Genomic DNA, 19510 nt, shown 5'->3' on the forward strand with positions numbered 1-19510 from the left:
AGATCAGGCAGCTTTCTGCGCGCCGTTCGGCCGGAAGCCCAACAGGTGACTAATGGCGAAAACGAGATCGGCGCGGTTCATCGTGTAGAAATGGAAGTCACTGACGCCCTGTTTGGCGAGCTTCTGCACTTGGCCGGCGGCCACGGTGGTAGCTACCAGTTTGCGTGTCTCGGCATCGTTATCGAGGCCGTCGAACTTGGCGGCGAGCCAGGATGGCACCGTGGTGCCGGCGCGGGTGACGAAAGTTCTCGCCTGCTTGAAATTATGCATCGGCATGATGCCGGGCAGCACCGGGATATCGATGCCGCGGGAGCGGACCTTGTCGAGGTAGCGGAAATACAGGTCGTTATCGAAGAACACCTGGGTGATGGCGCGGGTCGCGCCGGCATCGACTTTGGCCTTCAGCGTATCGATGTCAGCATCGAAGTCGGCGCTCTCGGGATGCTTCTCCGGATAGGCGGAGACGGTGACGTCGATATCGGGATAGCGGTTGCGGATGCTGGCGACCAGATCGGCGGAGGTCTTGTAACCGTCGGGGTGCGGTATATATTCCGTGCCGATGCCTGTGGTCGGATCGCCGCGCAGGGCCACGATGTGGCGAACGCCGGCCTCATGATAGCGGGTCACGACATCGTCGATTTCGCTTTTCGGCGCGCCGACGCAGGTCAGATGCGCCGCCGGGGTGAGGGCGGTCTCCTTGAGCAGACGGACGATGGTGGCGTGGGTGCGCTCGCGCGTCGACCCACCGGCGCCATAGGTCACCGACACGAAGGACGGGTTCAGCGGCGCCAGGCGCTCGATGGTGTCCCACAGGGTGCGGTCCATCTCCTCGGTCTTCGGCGGGAAGAACTCGAAGGAGATATTGGGAAGCTTGGTTGGGGTGGCCGGGTTGATCTCGGTCATCGCGTCGAACTCCACCGCATGAAGCGGTACCGGTTGTCTCTGGCGCCAAGCCCTGAGGATTTTGGCTGCACTGCACAAAGATAGGCTATGGTCGGTGACTGAAATAGCCCATCTGGAGCGATTTTAGGGTGGGAATTGGCCCAATTAAGGGCGGATATCTCGCGTAATTTCCGTTGTTGGAATATAAGTGGGCAGCGCCGGTTTCCCGCAAAACTACCAGAATATGGCTTTAAATTGTCAATCGAACCACTTCGATCTATGAAGGTGTATGTGGGCAGAGTTCGTGTAATTATTCTTATATCAGAATTCGTCCCACGAGTGCCGGCCCTCGTTGCCGTCGGCATTTGGGGGAGGCGTCCGTGGCCCAAAACGCTCTTTGCCCTCTCCGGCGCAGGCACTAGCTTGGCGCCATGATCCCATTGTCCATTCTCGACCTCTCGGTCGTCACGTCAGGCACGCCGCCCGCGGGCGCGCTCCGTAACAGCATCGATCTGGCCAAACATGCCGATCGCCTCGGCTATGTCCGTTACTGGCTGGCCGAGCACCACAATTTGGCATCGGTCGCGAGTCCGGCGCCGGAGATCATGATCGGGCAGATTGCGGCAGTGACGCAGCACATTCGCGTCGGTTCCGGCGGCGTGATGCTGCCGAACCATGCGCCGCTGATGGTGGCCGAGCGCTTCAAGATGCTGGAGGCGCTGTTTCCCGGCCGGATCGATCTCGGCCTTGGCCGTGCGCCGGGGACCGATGGCGCCACAGCCTATGCGTTGCGCAACCGTCTTGCCGGCCGCGAGGGCGATGATTTCCTCGAGCGGCTGAGCGAACTGGTACTGTGGGAGACGCGGCAATTCCCGGAAGGTCATCCCTATAACAACGTTGTGGCGATGCCGAATGACGTGCCACTGCCGCCGCTCTGGCTGCTCGGGTCCAGCGACTACAGTTCGGATCTGGCTGCGCAGGTCGGCATGGGTTTCGCTTTCGCGCATCATTTCGCATCCCATGATGCGGCCGACGCGATGGTGCATTACCGCGCGCGCTTCAAATCATCCGGCTGGCGGCAGGCGCCGCATGCGATTCTCGCGGTCGCTGTGATTTGTGCGGAGACCGATGCCGAGGCCGAGCGTCTGGCCTCGTCGGCCGACCTCAATCGCCTCCGCCGCGACCGCGGCGAATACGCGCCGCTGCCGAGCGTCGAAGAGGCGCTGGCCTATCCTTATAGCGACAGCGAAAAGATGAAGATCGCGCGCAATCGTTCACGGCTGTTCGTCGGCAGTCCGTCGACAGTCTTGGAAAAGCTGCAGCCGCTCATCAGCGAATGCCAGGCCGATGAGTTGATGGTCATTACCGCGATGTATGATCATGAGGCGCGGAAGCGGTCCTATGATCTGTTGGCGGACGTATTTCAATTGCAGAGAGCAGCAGCTTAGGCGCAGCGAGGTTAGCGAGCGCCGCGACAATGGGAGGGGATGATGGCGCCTCTGGTAACACCGCGTGGCCTTGGCGAAGTTGTTCTGCGTGTCAGCGATATGCCGCGCGCGGTCAGTTTCTATCGAGATGTCCTTGGTCTCAGTCTGCTGCGCGCCTTCGACGATCGGATTGTATTTCTCAAAGTGGAAGATGGCTTTGAAGGCCATCACCGGATTATCGGTCTTTTCAGGGCCGATCAGCCGTCCAATCGTGACGACACGAAATGGTCTGCTCCCGATTTGCGGGCACCCACTCTGCATCACCTTGCGCTGGAGATTGCGTTATCGGACTATCAGCCTGCTCTCGATGCCCTGACGAAGGCGGGTTTCAAGCCGAACACCTACGAACACCGATGGATCGGCTGGCGCTCCATTTACGTCACCGATCCGGACGGCAATATCGTCGAGTTGGTTGCGGTGGATGCGTCAATTTGCGAGGCGTCGTAAAGTTTCGAAAGGCAATGTCGGGATCGGGACTACCGAAACGTCCTTGGATTGGCGCCGTCACCACACGAGGTAAAACCTATGCTCTATGCAATCCTGGCCTATCACGTCGAAGACGTCGTCGTGTCGTGGACGGCCGACGAAGACACTGCGGTGATGGCCAATCTTCATGAGCTTCACGAGAAGCTGACGGCCGACGGCCGGATGGGGCCGGCTGCGCGGCTGGGCGGCACCAAGGGTGCATTCACCCTGCGCGGACCCGGTGCCGGCGTGGTCATCGACGGTCCTTTTGCCGAGACCAAGGAGCAGTTGCTCGGCTTCTATGTCGTCGATTGTGCGACCCGTGAGGACGCCGTCGCGACCGCGCGCGATCTGCGCCGCGTCAATCCGACTGCGGTCTATGAAATCCGTCCGGTTCAGCTATTTCTGCCCGGTTCGCCTATGGCGGCGACGCATGCGCTGACCGATCACGTCCGGCCGGCGTCGTCCTGAACTTGCCGGTTACGAGGTCGGTTCGCCGAAGGTTGCGCGGAAAGGATGCGCCGGATAGACGCCGACGATCCTGAATTCGCGTGAGAAGAACTTCAGCTCTTCGAGCGCGAAAGCGAGGTTGCGGTCATCCGGATGACCGTCGACATCGGCGTAGAACTGCGTGGCGAAGAATTCGCCGTCGACCATGTAGCTTTCCAGCTTGGTCATGTTGACGCCGTTGGTGGCGAAGCCGCCGAGTGCCTTGTAGAGCGCCGCAGGAAGGTTGCGGACGCGGAAAACAAAACTGGTGACCAGCGGTTCGGAGCCCTGCGGCGCCCATTTGGCGTCTTTGGAAAGGATGACGAAACGCGTGGTGTTGTGATCCTCGTCCTCGACGTCCTCGGCGAGAATTTCGAGCCCGTAGATATCTGCCGCGAGCCGCGAGGCCAGCGAGGCGCAGCTCTTGTCGCCGCGTTCGGCAATCGCGCGGGCCGAGCCCGCAGTGTCGGCGGCGACGATGGCCTTGATGCCGAGCTTGCGAATGATGCGGCGGCACTGGCCGAGCGCGTGGACGTGGCTTTCCACCGTCTTGATGTCGGTGAGCTTCGTGCCGGGCAGCGCCATCATCTGGTGGTGGATGGGCAGAAACCACTCGCCGACGATATGCAGGCCCGACTGCGGCAGCAGATGATGGATGTCGGCGACGCGGCCGGCAATCGAGTTCTCGATCGGGATCATGCCGAGATCGGCCTCGCCCGAGGTGATCGCGGCCAGCGCATCCTCGAAGGTGGCGCAGGGCAGGGGCTCGGCATTCGGAAACGCCTCGACGATGGCGATATGGGAATTGGCGCCGGGCTCGCCCTGGAATGCGATCTTCATGATCTGATTTTTGGGAATGGTCATGGCGGGCCTTGTATCAGTCGCTCAGTTATTTGCCAGTAGCCGGCGGGCGGTTTCGAGATCCGCGGGTGTATCGACGCCGAGCGGGACGCTATCGACGATGGCGGCGTCGATCCGCATGCCGGCTTCCAGTGCGCGGAGCTGTTCGAGCTTTTCGCGCAGCTCCAGCGTCGACGGCGCGAGTTTGACGAAGCCTTCGAGCGCGGCGCGCCGATAGGCATAAAGCCCGATGTGATGGTAGCGGGGCCCGTCGCCATAGGGCGCCGTGGCGCGGGTGAAATACAGCGCACGCAGCCGGTCAGGCCCGGCTGGCGAGCCGATCAGCTTCACCACGCTCGGATTGGTATGTTCGTCATCCTTGTGGATCTCGGTCGCCAGGGTCGCGATGTCGACCGCGGGGTCGTCGAGCAGGCGGACCGCGGCGCTAATGTCACCTGGCGGAATAGTGGGCAGGTCGCCCTGGACATTGACGATGGTCTGGACGTGCCCGGCCGGGTCCAGTTTGCACAGGGCCTCAAATATCCGGTCGGACCCTGATGGATGGTCCGGGGAGGTCATGACCGCCTCGAAACCGTGGGCTTTAACGGCGTCCGCGATGTCGGCCGTATCGGTGGCGATGGCGACACGGCCCAGACCGGCCTCTTTGGCGCGTCGCGCCACATGCACGATCATCGGCAGCCCGCCAATATCGAGCAGCGGCTTGCCGGGGAGGCGGGTGGCCGCCATCCGGGCGGGAATGAGCACCAGGGTGCGTGTGTCTGTCATGTCAAAATCGGCTTGGATTCCAGTGATCTCCCCCCGAAAAGTATGATGCACATCAAAGGGCGCGGCGTTTATACGGGTTGCCAGAGGATGGGCAAACCGTTATCTCAAAACGGCAGGCCCAAGGGCCGCAGGAACGTGATTCCTGAGTGTGTCGAGGCCGTTGGAGCGGCCTTCCAATGACCTAAAACGGCGTGGGGCTTTTCGACTATGGACTCCTTCGAACTCAACAAGATTATGGGCGCCATTCTCGGCACCTGCCTGGTTCTGATGGTGACGAATTTCACCGCCCAGGCCGTGTTTTCACCGAAGCATATGGAAAAGCCTGGCTTTGATATCGCCGTGAAGGAAGAGGCTGCCGGTGGTGCCAAGGCCGCTGCCGCGCCGTCCGAACCGATCGAGAAGCTGCTGCAGACCGCTTCGGTCGAGAAGGGCTCAACCGCAGCCAAGAAGTGCGCTGCCTGCCATACATTCGAAAAGGGTGGCCCGAACCGCGTTGGCCCGAACCTGTTCGGCGTCGTCAATGAGAAGGTGGGCGAAGGCAAGGCCGGGTTCAACTTCTCGGCAGGCATGAAGGCCAAGGGCGGCACCTGGACCTTCGAGGAGCTGAACAAGTTTATCGCCAATCCGAAGGGCACCGTGCCCGGCACGGCCATGGGCTTCGCCGGCATTCAAAAGGATAGCGAGCGCGCCGACGTGATCGCCTATCTGGCAACTCTCGCCGATAAGCCGGTGCCGCTGCCCACAGCAGCGAAATGAGGACGGCGTCGTAACGCTGTTCCTTGGTAATTTATCATCGATTAAACGGCCAGGCTCAGCCTGGCCGTTTTCGTATCTGCATTACCAAAGCTTAAGCGGGACGTTTGGCCGCAACGCGTTAGGATGCAACCAGCGTGACGGGTGGTATCCTGCGGAAAAGCCGGCATAATCGGTCGAACCCTCGCCTTATATGACCGTTCTAATAGACTGCTTCGGTTCACAGGATTCAGCACATTGACGATTTCCCGACGCCGCCTTCTCCAGACCAGCGCCTTCGCCGCACTTGCCCCTGTCATCGGTGGTACGGGCAGCCTCTCCGTCATTGATGCAGCAAGTGCCCAGTCTCCGGCTAAAGGTGCAGAATGGCGCCATGCGCTGTCCTTGTTCGGGGAGATCAAGTATCCGGCGGAGTTCAAGCGCTTCGACTACGTCAATCCCGAAGCTCCCAAGGGCGGCACCGTCCGCCAGATCGCCATCGGCACCTTCGACAATTTCAACATCGCGGTGGCCGGCGTGAAGGGCAATATCGCCGGTGCCGTCGGACTGATCTACGAGTCCCTCACGACAGGATCACTGGACGAGGTGTCGACCGAATATGGTCTGCTCGCCGAAGCCGTCAGCCACCCCGAGGATTACTCCTGGGTGTCCTACCGGCTGCGGGCGAATGCCAAGTGGCATGATGGCAAGCCGGTGACCCCGGAGGATGTGATCTTCTCGCTTGAGTCTTTCAAGAAATATCACCCGCAATATTCTGCCTATTACCGCCATGTGGTGAAGGCAGAGAAGGTCGGCGAGCGCGAGATCAAGTTCACCTTCGATGCGCCCGGCAATCGTGAATTGCCGCAGATCGTCGGCCAGCTCACCGTGCTGCCCAAGCACTGGTGGGAGGGCAGCAACGCCTCCGGCGCCAAGCGCGACATCGGCAGCACCACGCTGGAGATGCCGCTTGGCAGCGCCGCCTACCGCATCAAGGATTTCGTGCCGGGCCGTTCGGTGGCGGTGGAGCGTGTGAAGGACTATTGGGGGCGCGACCTCAACGTGAATGTCGGTCGCAATAATTTCGACGAGCTGCGCTACGAATATTTCCGCGACGGCACCGTTGCACTCGAAGCCTTCAAGGGCGATCAGGTCGATTGGCGCACCGAGAACAGCGCCAAGAACTGGGCGACGGCCTATGACTTTCCGGCGGTGGCCGAGAAGCGCGTTATCCTCGAAGAATTCCTCAACCGCTCGTCGGGCATCATGCAGGGCTTCGCGCTCAACATCCGCCGCGAGAAGTTCAAGGATCCGCGCGTTCGCCGCGCGCTGAATTATGCGTTCGACTTCGAGGAGATGAATAAGCAGATCTTCTTCGGCCAGTACAAGCGCATCTCCAGCTATTTCGACGGCACCGAACTGGCATCGTCAGGTCTGCCGGAAGGCAAGGAGCTGGAGATTTTGGAGACGGTGCGTGCCGAAGTGCCGCCGGAGGTTTTCACCAAGCCCTATACGAATCCGGTCGGTGGCAGTGCTGAAAATGTGCGCAGCAATCTTCGCGAAGCGCTACAATTGTTCAAGGAAGCAGGCTACGAAGTCCGTGATCGCAAACTGGTCAATGCCAAGACCGGTGCGTCGTTTGAACTGGAATTGCTCGGTGAGGATCCCTCTTTCGAGCGCGTGATGCTGTTCTTCAAGCCGTCGCTGGAACGTCTCGGCATCGGCGTGTCGGTCCGCACCATCGATGCCACGCAATATGAGAACCGGCTGCGGACCTGGGATTTTGACATCGTCGTGTCGTCCTGGCCGGAGTCGCTGTCGCCTGGTAACGAGCAGCGTGAATTCTGGGGCTCGCAGGCAGCCGATATGGCCGGCTCGCGCAACATCGTGGGCATCAAGAATCCGGCGATCGACAAGCTGATCGATCGCGTGATCTTCACCAAGGACCGCAACGATCTCGTCGCTGCGACCAAGGCGCTCGATCGCGTGCTGCTGTGGAACAACTTCGTGGTGCCGCAATGGACCTACAACAAGGTCCGCACCGCGCGCTGGGATCGCTTCGGTCGTCCGCCTGAGCCGCCGAAATACGGGCAGTCGGGTTTCCCAGCCATCTGGTGGTACGACGCCGACAAGGCCGCAAAGATCGGCAAGCGCTCTTGAGGAGCACATCGCGCATGGCGCAGCTCAATCGTCGGCACGTGCTGGGTCTCGGGATCGGCGCTATTGCGGTCGCGCACTTCAGCCCCGCTTTGGCGCAGGCGCGGAGCGAAGCCCACGGCATCTCCGCCTTTGGCGATCTGAAATATCCGGCCGATTTTCCGAATTTCGACTACGTCAACGTTAAGGCGCCGAAGGGCGGCGCCTTTTCGACGGTGCCGTCGAGCCGTGCATTCAACCAGTCGTTCCAGACCTTCAATTCGCTGAACGCCTATGTTCTGAAGGGCGACGGCGCGCAGGGCATGGGCATGACCTTCGCCCCGCTGATGGTGCGCGCGGGCGACGAGCCAGACGCGATGTACGGGCTGGTCGCGAAGTCCGTGCAGATCTCTGCCGATGGTCTGACTTATCGTTTTACGCTGAGGCCGGAAGCTCGCTTCCACGACGGCAGCAAACTCACTGCACGCGATGCGGCATTCTCATTGACGGCCCTCAAGACCAAGGGCCATCCCATCATCACGCAGCAGATGCGTGATATGGTGAAGGCCGAGGCTGTCGATGACGTGACGCTGGTGGTGACCTTCGCCGAGAAACGCGGCCGCGACGTGCCGTTGTTCGTTGCAGGCATGCCGATTTTCTCGCAGGCCTATTACGATAAGCGCGCATTCGATGAGACGTCGCTGGAGACGCCGCTCGGTAGCGGGCCTTACAAGGTCGGGCGCTTCGAGGTCGGGCGTTACATCGAATTCGACCGCGTGAAGGACTGGTGGGCCGCAGACCTTCCGGTCAACCGGGGCAGCTACAATTTCGATACGGTGCGGTTCGATTTCTATCGCGACCGCGACGTGGCTTTCGAGGGCTTCACCGGTCGCAATTATCTGTATCGCGAGGAGTTCACCTCGCGCATCTGGAATACACGCTACGATTTTCCGGCCGTGAAGGATGGCCGGGTCAAGCAGGAGATGCTGCCCGACGATACGCCGTCCGGCGCGCAGGGCTGGTTCCTCAACACACGCCGCGCCAAGTTCAAGGATCCGCGCGTGCGCGAGGCGCTCGGCAATGCATTCGATTTCGAATGGACCAACAAGACCATCATGTATGGCGCCTATGTGCGCACGGTGTCGCCGTTCCAGAACTCTGACCTGATGGCGACTGGTGCGCCGTCGCCGGAAGAGCTCGCATTGCTGGAGCCGTTCCGGGACAAGGTGTCGAGCGAAGTGTTCGGTGATCCCTATGTGCCGCCAACTTCCGATGGTTCGGGCCAGGATCGTGCGCTGCTGCGCAAGGCCATCCAGCTCCTGAACGACGCAGGTTGCGCAATGAAGGACGGCAAGCGCATGACGGCGCAGGGTGAGCCGTTCAAGATCGAGTTTCTGCTTGATGAGCCTGCTTTCCAGGCGCATCACATGCCCTATATCAAAAATCTCGGCACGCTGGGCATCGAGGCCAGTGTGCGTCTTGTCGATCCCGTGCAATTCCGCGCGCGCCGCGACGATTTCGATTTCGATGCGGCCATTGAGCGCTTCAGCTTTTCTACCATTCCCGGCGATTCGCTGCGTTCGTTCTTCTCGATGCAGTCGGCCGCCACCAAGGGCTCGAACAATCTCGCCGGCATTTCCGATCCTGTGGTCGATGCCCTGATGAACGAAGTTATCGCCGCCGATACGCGGCCCAAGCTGGTTTTTGCGGCGCGGGCGCTGGATCGTGTGATCCGCGCCGGACGTTATTGGGTGCCGCAATGGTATGCAGCGTCGCATCGCGTGGCCTATTGGGATGTGTTCGGCCATCCCGCCAATCTGCCGAAATATATCGGCGTCGGTGCCCCCGATCTGTGGTGGGCGTCCGCAAAACCTTCAAGTGAGCAGGCCAAATAGCATGGGCGCATATATCGCACGGCGCGTGCTGCTGATGTTTCCCACGCTGTTGGGAATCCTGTTCGTCTCCTTTGTGGTGGTGCAATTTGCGCCCGGAGGTCCAGTCGAGCGTGTGATTGCGCAACTCAGCGGCGCCGATACAGGCGCGTCGCGCGTTTCCGGTTCATCTGGTGGTGACTTCGGTAACCGTGCGCAGCCGGGCGCCGCAGGCGATGCGGTGAACTCGAAATATCGCGGCGCGCAGGGGCTCGATCCGGATTTCGTCAAGAGCCTGGAAAAGCAGTTCGGCTTCGACAAGCCTGCGCCTGAACGTTTCGCGCTGATGCTGTGGAATTTCGCGCGCTTCGATTTCGGCAAGAGCTATTTCCGCGACACGACGGTGCTGCAGCTCATCAAGGAGAAGCTGCCGGTCTCGATGTCGCTCGGCATCTGGATGATGTTGATCACCTATCTGATCTCGATTCCGCTCGGCATCCGCAAAGCGGTGCAGGACGGCTCAAGATTCGATACCTGGACCTCGGCCGTCATCATTGTCGGTTTCGCCATTCCCGGCTTCTTGTTCGCGATCCTGCTGATCATCCTGTTCTCGGGCGGATCGTTCTGGAGCATCTTCCCGTTGCGTGGACTGACCTCGGACGGCTGGAGCCAGTTCCCGTGGTACTGGAAGATCATCGATTATTTCTGGCACATGACGCTGCCGCTGATCTCCATGGTGCTCGGCGCCTTCGCCACCATGACGCTGCTGACCAAGAACTCTTTCCTCGATGAAATCCGCAAGCAATATGTGATGACGGCGCGCGCCAAAGGCTGCAACGAGCGGCAGGTACTCTACAATCACATCTTCCGTAACGCGATGCTGATCGTCATCGCAGGATTCCCGGGCGCGTTCATTCATGCTTTTTTTTCGGGTTCGCTGCTGATCGAGACCATCTTCTCGCTCGACGGCCTCGGTCTCCTCGGCTTCGAGAGCGTGCTCAACCGCGATTACCCCGTGGTGTTCGGCACGCTGTTTATCTTTTCGCTGGTCGGTCTCGTCGTGAACCTCCTGTCCGATCTGGCCTATATGTGGATCGATCCGCGGATCGACTTTGAGGCGCGAGAAGTCTGATGACGATCACAGCGCCCGTGCCCGTCGAAACCACCACGCTGTCACCGCTCGGCGAAGCCGTGCCACCGTCGCGCCATCCACTCGGTATCTCGCCGCTCAACCAGCGTCGCTGGCAGAACTTCAAATCCAATCGCCGTGGCTACTGGTCGTTCTGGATTTTCCTGTTCCTGTTCTTCATCTCGCTGTTCGCCGAGGTGATCGCCAATGACCGGCCGTTCTTCATCAAGTTCGACGGCAAGATGTATTTCCCGGCTTTCGTCACTTATTCGGAGACGACCTTCGGCGGTGATTTCGAGACGGCCGCCGATTATCGCGACCCCTTCCTGCAAAAGCTGATCGCCGAGAAGAACGGCACCATCCTTTGGCCGCTGATCCGCTATTCCTACGATACCCACAATCTCGATTTGCCGACGCCGGCGCCGTCAAAGCCGACATGGATGCTGACCGAGGAGCAGTGCAAGCCGGTGGTTGAAAAGAAGGGCCTCAAGAGCTGCCGCGACCTCGAATATAACTGGCTCGGCACCGACGATCAGGGCCGTGATGTCGTGGCCCGGTTGATCTACGGCTTCCGCATCTCGGTGCTATTCGGCCTCGCGCTCACGATCGTTTCGTCAATCATCGGCATCGCGGCAGGCGGTGTGCAGGGCTATTTCGGTGGCTGGGTCGATCTCGCTTTCCAGCGCTTCATCGAGATCTGGAGTGCGATCCCGTCACTCTATCTGCTGCTGATCCTGTCTTCGGTGCTGGTGCCGGGTTTCTTCGTGCTACTCGGCATTCTGCTGCTGTTCTCATGGGTATCGCTCGTAGGTCTCGTGCGCGCTGAATTCCTGCGCGGTCGCAACTTCGAATATATCATGGCCGCGCGGGCGCTCGGCGTGTCGAACGCCAAAATCATGATCCGACATCTGCTACCCAATGCCATGGTTGCGACCATGACCTTCCTGCCGTTCATCGTATCGTCCTCGGTGATGACGCTGACCGCGCTGGATTTCCTCGGTTTCGGTCTGCCGCCGGGCTCGCCGTCGCTCGGCGAACTGCTGTCGCAGGGCAAGGCCAATGTGCAGGCGCCCTGGCTCGGCTTCACCGGTTTCTTCGCGGTGGCGATCATGCTGTCGCTGTTGATCTTCATCGGCGAGGGCGTGCGCGATGCCTTCGATCCGCGCAAGACGTTCAGGTAGGGCCGCAGCATGGATGCCATCAACCAGCCGCTGCTCGATGTGCGCGATCTCTCGGTCGCGTTCCACCATGGCGGCAATACATCGGTCGCGGTCGACAGGGTGTCGTTCGAGATCAAACGGGGCGAGTGCGTGGCGCTTGTGGGTGAGTCCGGCTCGGGCAAATCCGTCAGCGCCATGTCGATCCTGCGACTGTTGCCCTATCCGACGGCATCGCATCCGTCCGGCCATATCCGCTTCAAGGGCCATGAGCTCCTGAGCATGTCGGAGCGCGAGATCCGTGGCATCCGCGGCAACGATATCTCGATCATCTTCCAGGAGCCGATGACCTCGCTGAATCCGCTGCACACGATCGGTGCGCAGATCGGCGAGATACTGCAACTCCATAATGGCATCCGCGGCAGCAAGGCGCGCGAACGAACGCTGGAATTGCTGACGCAAGTCGGCATTCCCGATCCGGAAACGCGTCTCGCCAGCTATCCGCATCAGCTGTCTGGCGGTCAGCGCCAGCGCGTCATGATCGCGATGGCGCTCGCGAACGAGCCCGATCTGCTGATCGCCGACGAACCGACCACGGCGCTGGACGTCACGGTGCAGGCGCAGATCCTCGCTCTGCTGGCCGATATTCGTCAGCGGCTCGGCATGAGCCTCCTCTTCATCACCCACGATCTTGGCATTGTCCGCCGTATCGCCGACACCGTCTGCGTCATGAACAATGGCAAGATCGTCGAGCAGGGGCCGGTGGAGCAGGTGTTCACGTCGCCGCAGCATGCCTACACCAAGGCGCTGCTCGCAGCCGAGCCGAAGCCTGATCCTGCGCCGCCACGGCCGGAAGCGCCGGTGGTGATGTCGGCGGACGGTCTCAAGGTCTGGTTCCCGATTAAGCGAGGCTTGCTGCGCAAGACGGTGGGCCACGTAAAAGCGGTGGACGGCGTCAGCCTGCAAGTGCGGCAGGGCGAGACGCTGGGCGTCGTCGGTGAGTCCGGCTCGGGCAAGACGACGTTAGGGCTCGCGCTGCTGCGGCTGATTTCCTCGCAGGGGCCGATCGTGTTCCTCAGCAAGGACATTCAGGGTTTGCAGTTCAAGGACATGCGGCCGATCCGGCGCGACATGCAGATCGTGTTTCAGGATCCGTTCGGGGCGCTGTCGCCGCGTATGTCAGTCGGAGATATCGTCGCCGAGGGGCTCAGCGTGCATCAGCCTTCTCTTTCGCCGGAGGATCGTGAGACGCGCGTCGTCAAGGCGCTGCAGGATGTCGGTCTCGATCCGAAGACCCGGTTCCGCTATCCGCATGAGTTCTCCGGCGGCCAGCGCCAACGCATCAGCATCGCGCGCGCAGCCGTGCTGGAGCCGAGCTTCGTTGTGCTGGACGAGCCGACCAGCGCGCTCGACATGCTGTTCCAGGCGCAGATGGTCGATCTCCTGCGCGAGCTGCAGCGCAAGCGCGATCTCACTTATCTGTTCATCTCGCATGACCTGCGCGTGGTCGCGTCCCTGGCCAGCCATCTCATCGTGATGCGCCATGGCAAGGTGGTCGAGGAAGGGCCGGCGGCCGAGCTGTTCAAGAACCCGAAGAGCGATTACACCCGCGCGCTGTTTGCCGCAGCGTTCAGGATCGAAACGGCACCGGGCGGGGATGCTGCGCAGTAGGACACGATGACGAAAGACAACGATCACCGTCCCACCATTACGGACCGTGCTGCCGATGTCGCTGTCTCGGCCCCGACGGTGGTCGGACGCGGCTTCATGACCTACGAACGGTACGACATCGCGATCATTCGCGCGGACGATGAGACGTTGCGGCAGCAGCGCGACGTGCTGCGTGCGAGCAAGGTGGCAGCAGTAATTCCCATCGATCTGGAGCGCGGTGAAGTGGTGCTGATCCACCAGTTCCGTTTGCCGGCCCATCTGGCCACGGGGCGTGGTGAGATGGTCGAGATCGTCGCCGGGCGGATCGATGGCGATGAAACGCCGCTCGCTGCCGCTGCGCGAGAATGCGCGGAAGAGATCGGCGTAACGCCGCAGCGTTTGTTTGAACTCTATAGCGTGCTGCCGACGCCAGGCTGCACCGACGAATATATCACGTTCTTTCTCGGCTTCGTCGACAGCAGCAAGGTGCCCAGCCGGGGCGGTCTCGTCGGAGAGACGGAGGATACCCGGCCTCTCGTGGTCTCCATCGACGAGGCGATCGCGGCGCTGGATAGCGGCGCAGTTTACAACGGCTTGATGGTTAGCGCCCTGCAATGGCTGGCACTGCATCGTGACCGATTGGGGGAATACTACGAGCGCGCGGCGCCTAATCCAGCCGTCTGATACTGGTGATATTGCTGCCGGCCGCCCTGATCCGCGCAATGGCACCCTTCGTGTCTTCAATGGCCGTCGCCATGTGATGCGCATTGGCATGCACGATCGTGTCGGCGTCGCGGGCGATGGCGACGTGGCCTTTCCAGAAGATCAGGTCGCCGCGCTTCAGATGCTGCATCTCGGCGTCTGACAAGGCGCGGCCGAGGCCGCTCTCCTGCATGTCGCTGTCGCGGGGGCATCCGGTTCCCGCGGCCGTCAGTGCGATTTGTACCAGCCCGGAGCAATCGATACCGAGGCTGCTCTTGCCGCCCCAGAGATAGGGCGTGCCAACGAAGCGCTCGGCCACGGCAACGAAGTCGGTCTCGAACGCATCGATCTCTGCGATATGCTGCTTTGGCACGCAATGTCCGGCGCTCGTCATGGCAAATGCGTCGGTCATCTTGATGATGGCCAGGCGCGCGCCGAGCGGCAGCGTATCTGTCGGCGGCAGCTTGATGGAGGGCCCAGGGAAAAGGAACGACCGGAGGGCGGTCACCTTGTGTGTCGGTGTTGGCCCGGGTGGATAGAGTGCGAGATCCGAGAGCCAGCCGACATAGCCGTCGCCATTGAGTTGGCCCCAGACCCAGCCTTCGTCGTTGCGGTCGTAGATGGTGAAGCGCTCGCCCTTCAAGGCCTGCGTATTCATTTCTGCGCCGGAGAATGGTTGGAGCCGCATGGAGGCGACGCCATCGGCAACCTCGAATTCTTCGCCGACGACGAAACGTGCGGCCTCGACCTGACCTTCAAGATATCGCGCGGCCACGTCTGGCCGCGCGGGTGTGAGCCTGGGGTCGCGTTTATCCATAGCGTTGGCTCAATAGTTGATAGATCGCGCGCGCAGCCTGACATTCGCCGCCTTCGGGGCGCGCCGGTTTCGCCGACGGCGTCCAGCCATAGATATCCACGTGAAGCCAGCTCTTCGCGGCTTCGACGAAACGCTGCAGAAACAGCGCGCAGGTGATCGAGCCCGCAAAACCGCCGGAGGGCGCGTTGTTGATATTGGCGACCTTGGAGTCGAGCCAGGCATCGTAGGGAGCCCAGAGCGGCAGTCGCCAGAGCGGATCGTTCTGCTCCTTCGCACAGCGCGCGATGTCCAGTGCCAGCGTCTCGTCGTTGGTGTAGTAGGGCGGTAGATCGGGTCCGAGCGCTACGCGTGCAGCGCCGGTCAGCGTGCCCAGATCGACCAGCAGGTCCGGCTTCTCCTCGTCGGCATAGGCCAGTGCATCGGCCAGCACCAACCGCCCCTCGGCGTCGGTATTGCCGATTTCGACCGTCGGCCCCTTGCGCGACTTGAAGATATCAAGCGGACGAAAGGCATTGCCGGCGACGGCGTTCTCGACAGCAGGGATAAGCACGCGCAACCGCACTTTCAGTTTGGCATCCATTACCATCAGCGCCAGCGCGAGAACATTGGCCGCACCGCCCATATCCTTCTTCATGATCAGCATTCCGCTCGATGGCTTGAGATCAAGGCCGCCGGTGTCGAAGCAGACGCCCTTGCCGACCAGCGTCACCTTGGGATGTGACGGATCTCCCCAGGAGAAATCGATCAGCCGTGGCGCGCGCGTCGAGGCCATGCCCACGGCGTGGATCAACGGAAAATTCTGTTGCACGAGGTCGTCGCCGATGATGCAGTTGAAGTCTGCACCAAAACGCGCTGCGAGATCCCTGGCGGCCGCGGCGAGTTCTTCCGGTCCCATATCGTTCGACGGCGTATTGATGAGATCGCGCGCCAGTGCTGCGGCCTCGGCCATGCGGCTGATATCGGCGATATCGACGCCATCCGGCGGCACCAGCTTCACCTTGGGCTCATCATTCTTGCGATAACGGCCGAAACGATAGCTGCCGAGCGCGAAAGCGAGCACGGCGAGGCGGGTGTCGTGCGGTGCGTTGGCGAAACGGTAGGTGCCCGCTGGCAGCAGGCCGGGCAATTGCCCCGGGCGGAACAGGTCGCGGAAGGTCGCGCCGTCGTCTTCCAGCCCGAAGATGACCTGGGCGATTGCGCCATCTTCCGTCGGCAACGCCAGCCAGGCGCCGGGTTTCGCCGCAAAACCGTTGGCCGCGGCGAAAGCTTTCGCGGGTGCGGGGAGTGCTGCGCTGATTTCGGGCCAGGTTGTCTTGGTCGCGAAGGTGATCGGAATGGTGGATGCGGCGGCAGCGGTCTCGAAGGCGGAATGCATATGCAGAATCTCGCGAAAGGGAGCGGCAATGACACCTGAAGCGCAAAGGGCGTCAAGCGCCGGTATTGGAGGAATGGCGTGGCCCGCGCCGATTAACCAGCCATTAGGGTTAACACTCTATTGCTGAAGGCATCCGGCCCGCCCGTTCGCTCCATTGTTGAGTCAACCTGCCATGCGTCAGCCCCCTTGTCTTGCCCGGCTTTTGACGACCGCGGCAATGACGGCAATCCTGGCCAGCGGCCTTGCCGGCTGCAAGACGGCGGGCATGTCCGATATCACCGGTTCCCTTGGCGCTCGGGCGGAAGCACCAGCCGATGCCGATCCCGCCCGTGCGGCCGAAGTCTATGGCGAACGCTATCGCGCCAATCCCAAGGATGCTGACGCTGCCTTGCGTTACGGCCAGGCGCTCCGGGCCAACGGCCAGCGGGCCCAGGCCGTTTCGGTGTTCGAACAGGCGACACTTACGAATCCCGGCAACAAGCCACTATTGGCTGGTTACGGCCGCGCGCTGGCCGATACCGGCAGCTTCCAGCGCGCCTTCGACGTACTGACCACCGCGCATAGCCCGGCCAATCCGGATTGGCGCATTCTCTCGGCTCAGGGTGCGGTCCTGGACCAGATGGGCAAGCACGACGAGGCGCGCCGCTACTACGGCAGCGCTCTGAAGATCAGGCCGGAGGAACCGTCCGTGCTCTCCAATCTCGGTCTGTCCTACATGCTCTCGAAGGATCTGCCGCAGGCCGAGGCGACGCTGCGCCGCGCGCAGGGCCGCGGCAATGTCGATCCGCGCGTTCGCCAGAATCTCGGTCTCGTGGTTGGCCTGCAGGGCCGGTTCGGTGAAGCGGAATCTATCGTGAGGGCTGACCTGCCCCCAGACGAAGCAGCGGCGAATGTCGCCTATCTCAAGCAGATGCTGAGCAGTAAAGGTCAGCCCCGCCTGGGCGCCCGGGACGACGACGCGCCGCGTCGGTCGTAATTTCTCGCAGGTCAAATTTCGCAATGACGTTGAGCAAGGCCAAGCTCACCGGCCTCACTGCATCGCTGCGACCTTGATGCCCGTTGGGCCGAGAATGACGACGAACAGAACCGGCAGGAAGAACAGGATCATCGGCACCGTCAGCTTCGGCGGCAGCGCGGCGGCCTTCTTCTCGGCTTCGTTCATGCGCATGTCGCGGTTTTCCTGCGCCATCACGCGAAGGCTCTGACCGAGCGGAGTGCCGTAGCGTTCCGACTGCATTAGTGCCAGACAGACTGATTTGACGCCCTCCAATCCGGTACGCTTTGCGAGGTTCTCATATGCAACCTTGCGATCCTGCAGATAGGACAGTTCGGCCGTGGTCAGTGTGAATTCCTCGGCCAGCGCCACCGACTGCGTTCCGATCTCGATGGACACGCGGCGAAACGCGACTTCGATGGACATGCCGGATTCGATACAGATCAGCAGCAGATCGAGAGCGTCCGGAAATGCGCGGCGGATCGAAAGCTGGCGTTTGGTGATTGCATTCTTGAGAAAGATCATCGGCGCCTGCAGGCCAAGATAGGCGGCACCGAGGCACATGCCGATCTTGATGGGCATCGACTGTTCCATGCGCGAGATGACGAACACATAGAGGATCGCGAAGACGAGGAACACGATCGGCGTGACGGCGCGGAAGAACAGGAAGGTGATATAAGGCGCTTGGCCGCGATAGCCGGCCATGACCAGCTTGTCGAGTGCGGCTTCCTGCGCCAGCCATTTGCTGAGGTTGAAGTCGGTCACAACCTTGGAGACGAGTTGCTTCGGCGTCTGGCGCAGCGACACTCTCTCGCCTTTGGCCATGCGGTCCCGCTCGCGCTGCCGCAGCCGCTCCCGCTCGCTGGCGACCGCTTTCATCCGCTTGGCGAGACCGTCGCCGGCGAACAACGGCGTAAGCAGGCTGTAGGCTGTTGCTGCAACCGCGATCGCGGCAAGCAGCATCGTCATGAAACGGATGTCGTGAAGCTTTGCTATCAGGAGATCGAGCATGCCAGCACCATCAGAAGTCGAAGTTGATCATGCGCTTCATGACGTAGATGCCGCAGGACATCCAGACCACGCAGGCCGCCAGCATCAGGCGGCCTGTCGGATGGGTCCACAGCAGCGAAATATATTCAGGCGTGCTGAGATAGACGAGCAACATCACGATCGGCGGCAGCGAGCCGATGATGCCGGCGGACGCCTTGGCTTCCATCGACATGGCCTGGATTTTCTCGGCCATCTTCTTGCGGTCGCGCAGCACCTTGGAGAGATTGCCAAGAGCTTCCGAGAGGTTGCCACCCGACTTCTGCTGAATCGCGATGACGATGCCGAAGAAGTTGGCCTCCGGAAGCGGCATGCGCTCATAGAGCCGCGCACAAGCCTCGCCGAGCGGCATACCGATCGTCTGAGTTTCGATGATGGCAAGAAATTCGCTGCGTAGAGGTTCCGACGCGTCGGCGGCGACAACCTTGATCGAGTCGAATAGCGGCAGACCGGCCTTGATACCGCGAACGATGACGTCGACGGCATCTGGAAGCGCTTTGAGGAAGGCCGCCTCGCGCCGCTTCTTGAGAAAGCTGAGGATCCAGCGCGGCAGGCCGAAGCCGGCGGCGAATCCGAGACCGGCGGCCGCGAGCAGACCGCCGCCAAACATCATGGTCATTAGGAAGCTTCCGCCTCCCAGAATGCCGGAGATCACCATGAATTTCTGGTCGCTCCAGTCGAGGCCGGCCTGCGCGATCCGGATTCCGAGCGGGATCTTCTTTTCCTTCTGGAGACGTGCTTCGACTTCCTTGAGAGATCCTTCGACCTGCTCGCGCCGGGACCGCTGGTTTCTGTCGACCTGGCGCGCCACGGGCTCCGTCCGCGCGACCGATGCACGGCGGGTTTCGGCCTTCTTCTCGCCGGACAACAGCGGATAGAGAAAAACCCAGGCCAGACCGCCGACAGCGATGCTGGCCATGAATGCCAATGCGAGCGCCTGCATGTTCATCA

General features: G+C 61.4%; 18 protein-coding genes. 11 read left to right on the forward strand and 7 right to left on the reverse strand.

Going from position 1 to position 19510, the window contains the following annotated elements; translation table 11 throughout:
* Window positions 1-3: 3 nt before the first annotated feature.
* Window positions 4-903 (reverse strand): methylenetetrahydrofolate reductase [NAD(P)H], encoded by a 900-nt coding sequence (gene metF, locus AB7813_RS26870; RefSeq protein ID WP_441228834.1) that lies wholly within the window; start codon window positions 901-903, stop codon window positions 4-6.
* 410 nt (window positions 904-1313) lie between these two features.
* On the opposite strand from metF, the gene AB7813_RS26875 reads away from it, so the two are divergent.
* From AB7813_RS26875 to AB7813_RS26885, 3 genes are all read left to right on the forward strand, one after another.
* Window positions 1314-2330: an LLM class flavin-dependent oxidoreductase gene (locus AB7813_RS26875; protein WP_439082972.1), complete on the forward strand. Its 1017-nt coding sequence runs from the start codon at window positions 1314-1316 to the stop codon at window positions 2328-2330.
* Between the two features lie 42 nt (window positions 2331-2372).
* On the forward strand, window positions 2373-2816 hold the full coding sequence (locus AB7813_RS26880) for a VOC family protein (RefSeq protein ID WP_175365659.1): 444 nt from the start codon (window positions 2373-2375) through the stop codon (window positions 2814-2816).
* 78 nt (window positions 2817-2894) lie between these two features.
* Window positions 2895-3305, forward strand: coding sequence for a YciI family protein (locus tag AB7813_RS26885; protein ID WP_093759237.1), 411 nt, complete (start codon window positions 2895-2897; stop codon window positions 3303-3305).
* A 9-nt stretch (window positions 3306-3314) separates the two neighbouring features.
* On the opposite strand, the gene AB7813_RS26890 is transcribed toward AB7813_RS26885, so the two are convergent.
* Together AB7813_RS26890 and AB7813_RS26895 are read right to left on the reverse strand one after the other, a co-directional pair.
* Window positions 3315-4163 (reverse strand): prephenate dehydratase, encoded by an 849-nt coding sequence (locus tag AB7813_RS26890; protein WP_441229012.1) that lies wholly within the window; start codon window positions 4161-4163, stop codon window positions 3315-3317.
* A 45-nt stretch (window positions 4164-4208) separates the two neighbouring features.
* Window positions 4209-4949 carry a 3-deoxy-manno-octulosonate cytidylyltransferase gene (locus AB7813_RS26895; RefSeq protein WP_441228835.1) on the reverse strand — a complete coding sequence of 247 codons (741 nt, stop codon included), beginning with the start codon at window positions 4947-4949 and terminating at the stop codon, window positions 4209-4211.
* 207 nt (window positions 4950-5156) lie between these two features.
* On the opposite strand from AB7813_RS26895, the gene AB7813_RS26900 reads away from it, so the two are divergent.
* The 7 genes from AB7813_RS26900 (at window position 5157) to AB7813_RS26930 (ending at window position 14308) form a co-directional block, all read left to right on the forward strand.
* Window positions 5157-5705: a c-type cytochrome gene (locus AB7813_RS26900; protein WP_068736206.1), complete on the forward strand. Its 549-nt coding sequence runs from the start codon at window positions 5157-5159 to the stop codon at window positions 5703-5705.
* Between the two features lie 234 nt (window positions 5706-5939).
* Entirely contained in the window at window positions 5940-7841 is a 1902-nt protein-coding gene (locus tag AB7813_RS26905; protein ID WP_441228836.1) for an extracellular solute-binding protein, read from the forward strand.
* Window positions 7842-7855: 14 nt separating this feature from the next.
* Complete coding sequence (locus AB7813_RS26910) at window positions 7856-9712, forward strand: extracellular solute-binding protein (protein ID WP_441228837.1); 1857 nt, start codon at window positions 7856-7858, stop codon at window positions 9710-9712.
* A 1-nt stretch (window position 9713) separates the two neighbouring features.
* Window positions 9714-10820, forward strand: coding sequence for a microcin C ABC transporter permease YejB (locus tag AB7813_RS26915; protein WP_068736211.1), 1107 nt, complete (start codon window positions 9714-9716; stop codon window positions 10818-10820).
* Window positions 10820-11998, forward strand: coding sequence for an ABC transporter permease (locus AB7813_RS26920; protein ID WP_089261556.1), 1179 nt, complete (start codon window positions 10820-10822; stop codon window positions 11996-11998). Before AB7813_RS26915 ends, AB7813_RS26920 begins: the two co-directional genes overlap by 1 nt.
* A 9-nt stretch (window positions 11999-12007) precedes the next feature.
* On the forward strand, window positions 12008-13645 hold the full coding sequence (locus AB7813_RS26925; RefSeq protein ID WP_441228838.1) for an ABC transporter ATP-binding protein: 1638 nt from the start codon (window positions 12008-12010) through the stop codon (window positions 13643-13645).
* Between the two features lie 6 nt (window positions 13646-13651).
* A complete protein-coding gene (locus AB7813_RS26930) occupies window positions 13652-14308 on the forward strand; it encodes an NUDIX domain-containing protein (RefSeq protein WP_441228839.1) in 657 nt (218 codons plus the stop codon).
* Here the strand turns inward: AB7813_RS26930 and AB7813_RS26935 are convergent.
* Both AB7813_RS26935 and AB7813_RS26940 read right to left on the reverse strand, forming a co-directional pair.
* A complete protein-coding gene (locus tag AB7813_RS26935) occupies window positions 14292-15143 on the reverse strand; it encodes a C40 family peptidase (protein WP_441228840.1) in 852 nt (283 codons plus the stop codon). The genes AB7813_RS26930 and AB7813_RS26935 overlap by 17 nt on opposite strands.
* Window positions 15136-16518, reverse strand: coding sequence for a leucyl aminopeptidase family protein (locus AB7813_RS26940; protein WP_441228841.1), 1383 nt, complete (start codon window positions 16516-16518; stop codon window positions 15136-15138). Before AB7813_RS26940 ends, AB7813_RS26935 begins: the two co-directional genes overlap by 8 nt.
* 172 nt (window positions 16519-16690) lie before the next feature.
* Between AB7813_RS26940 and AB7813_RS26945 the strand changes: the two genes are divergently transcribed.
* Window positions 16691-17494, forward strand: a complete 804-nt coding sequence (locus AB7813_RS26945) for a tetratricopeptide repeat protein (RefSeq protein ID WP_441228842.1) — start codon at window positions 16691-16693, stop codon at window positions 17492-17494.
* A 54-nt stretch (window positions 17495-17548) separates the two neighbouring features.
* Here AB7813_RS26945 and AB7813_RS26950 read toward each other — a convergent pair whose 3' ends face one another.
* Together AB7813_RS26950 and AB7813_RS26955 are read right to left on the reverse strand one after the other, a co-directional pair.
* The gene (locus AB7813_RS26950) at window positions 17549-18523 is read right to left on the reverse strand and encodes a type II secretion system F family protein (protein WP_089261544.1); all 975 of its coding nucleotides are present in this window, start codon (window positions 18521-18523) and stop codon (window positions 17549-17551) included.
* A 10-nt stretch (window positions 18524-18533) separates the two neighbouring features.
* On the reverse strand, window positions 18534-19508 hold the full coding sequence (locus tag AB7813_RS26955) for a type II secretion system F family protein (protein ID WP_120288695.1): 975 nt from the start codon (window positions 19506-19508) through the stop codon (window positions 18534-18536).
* Window positions 19509-19510 lie beyond the last annotated feature (2 nt).

Source organism: Tardiphaga sp. 20_F10_N6_6 (genome assembly GCF_052076045.1).
Classification (GTDB): Bacteria; Pseudomonadota; Alphaproteobacteria; order Rhizobiales; family Xanthobacteraceae; genus Tardiphaga; species Tardiphaga robiniae.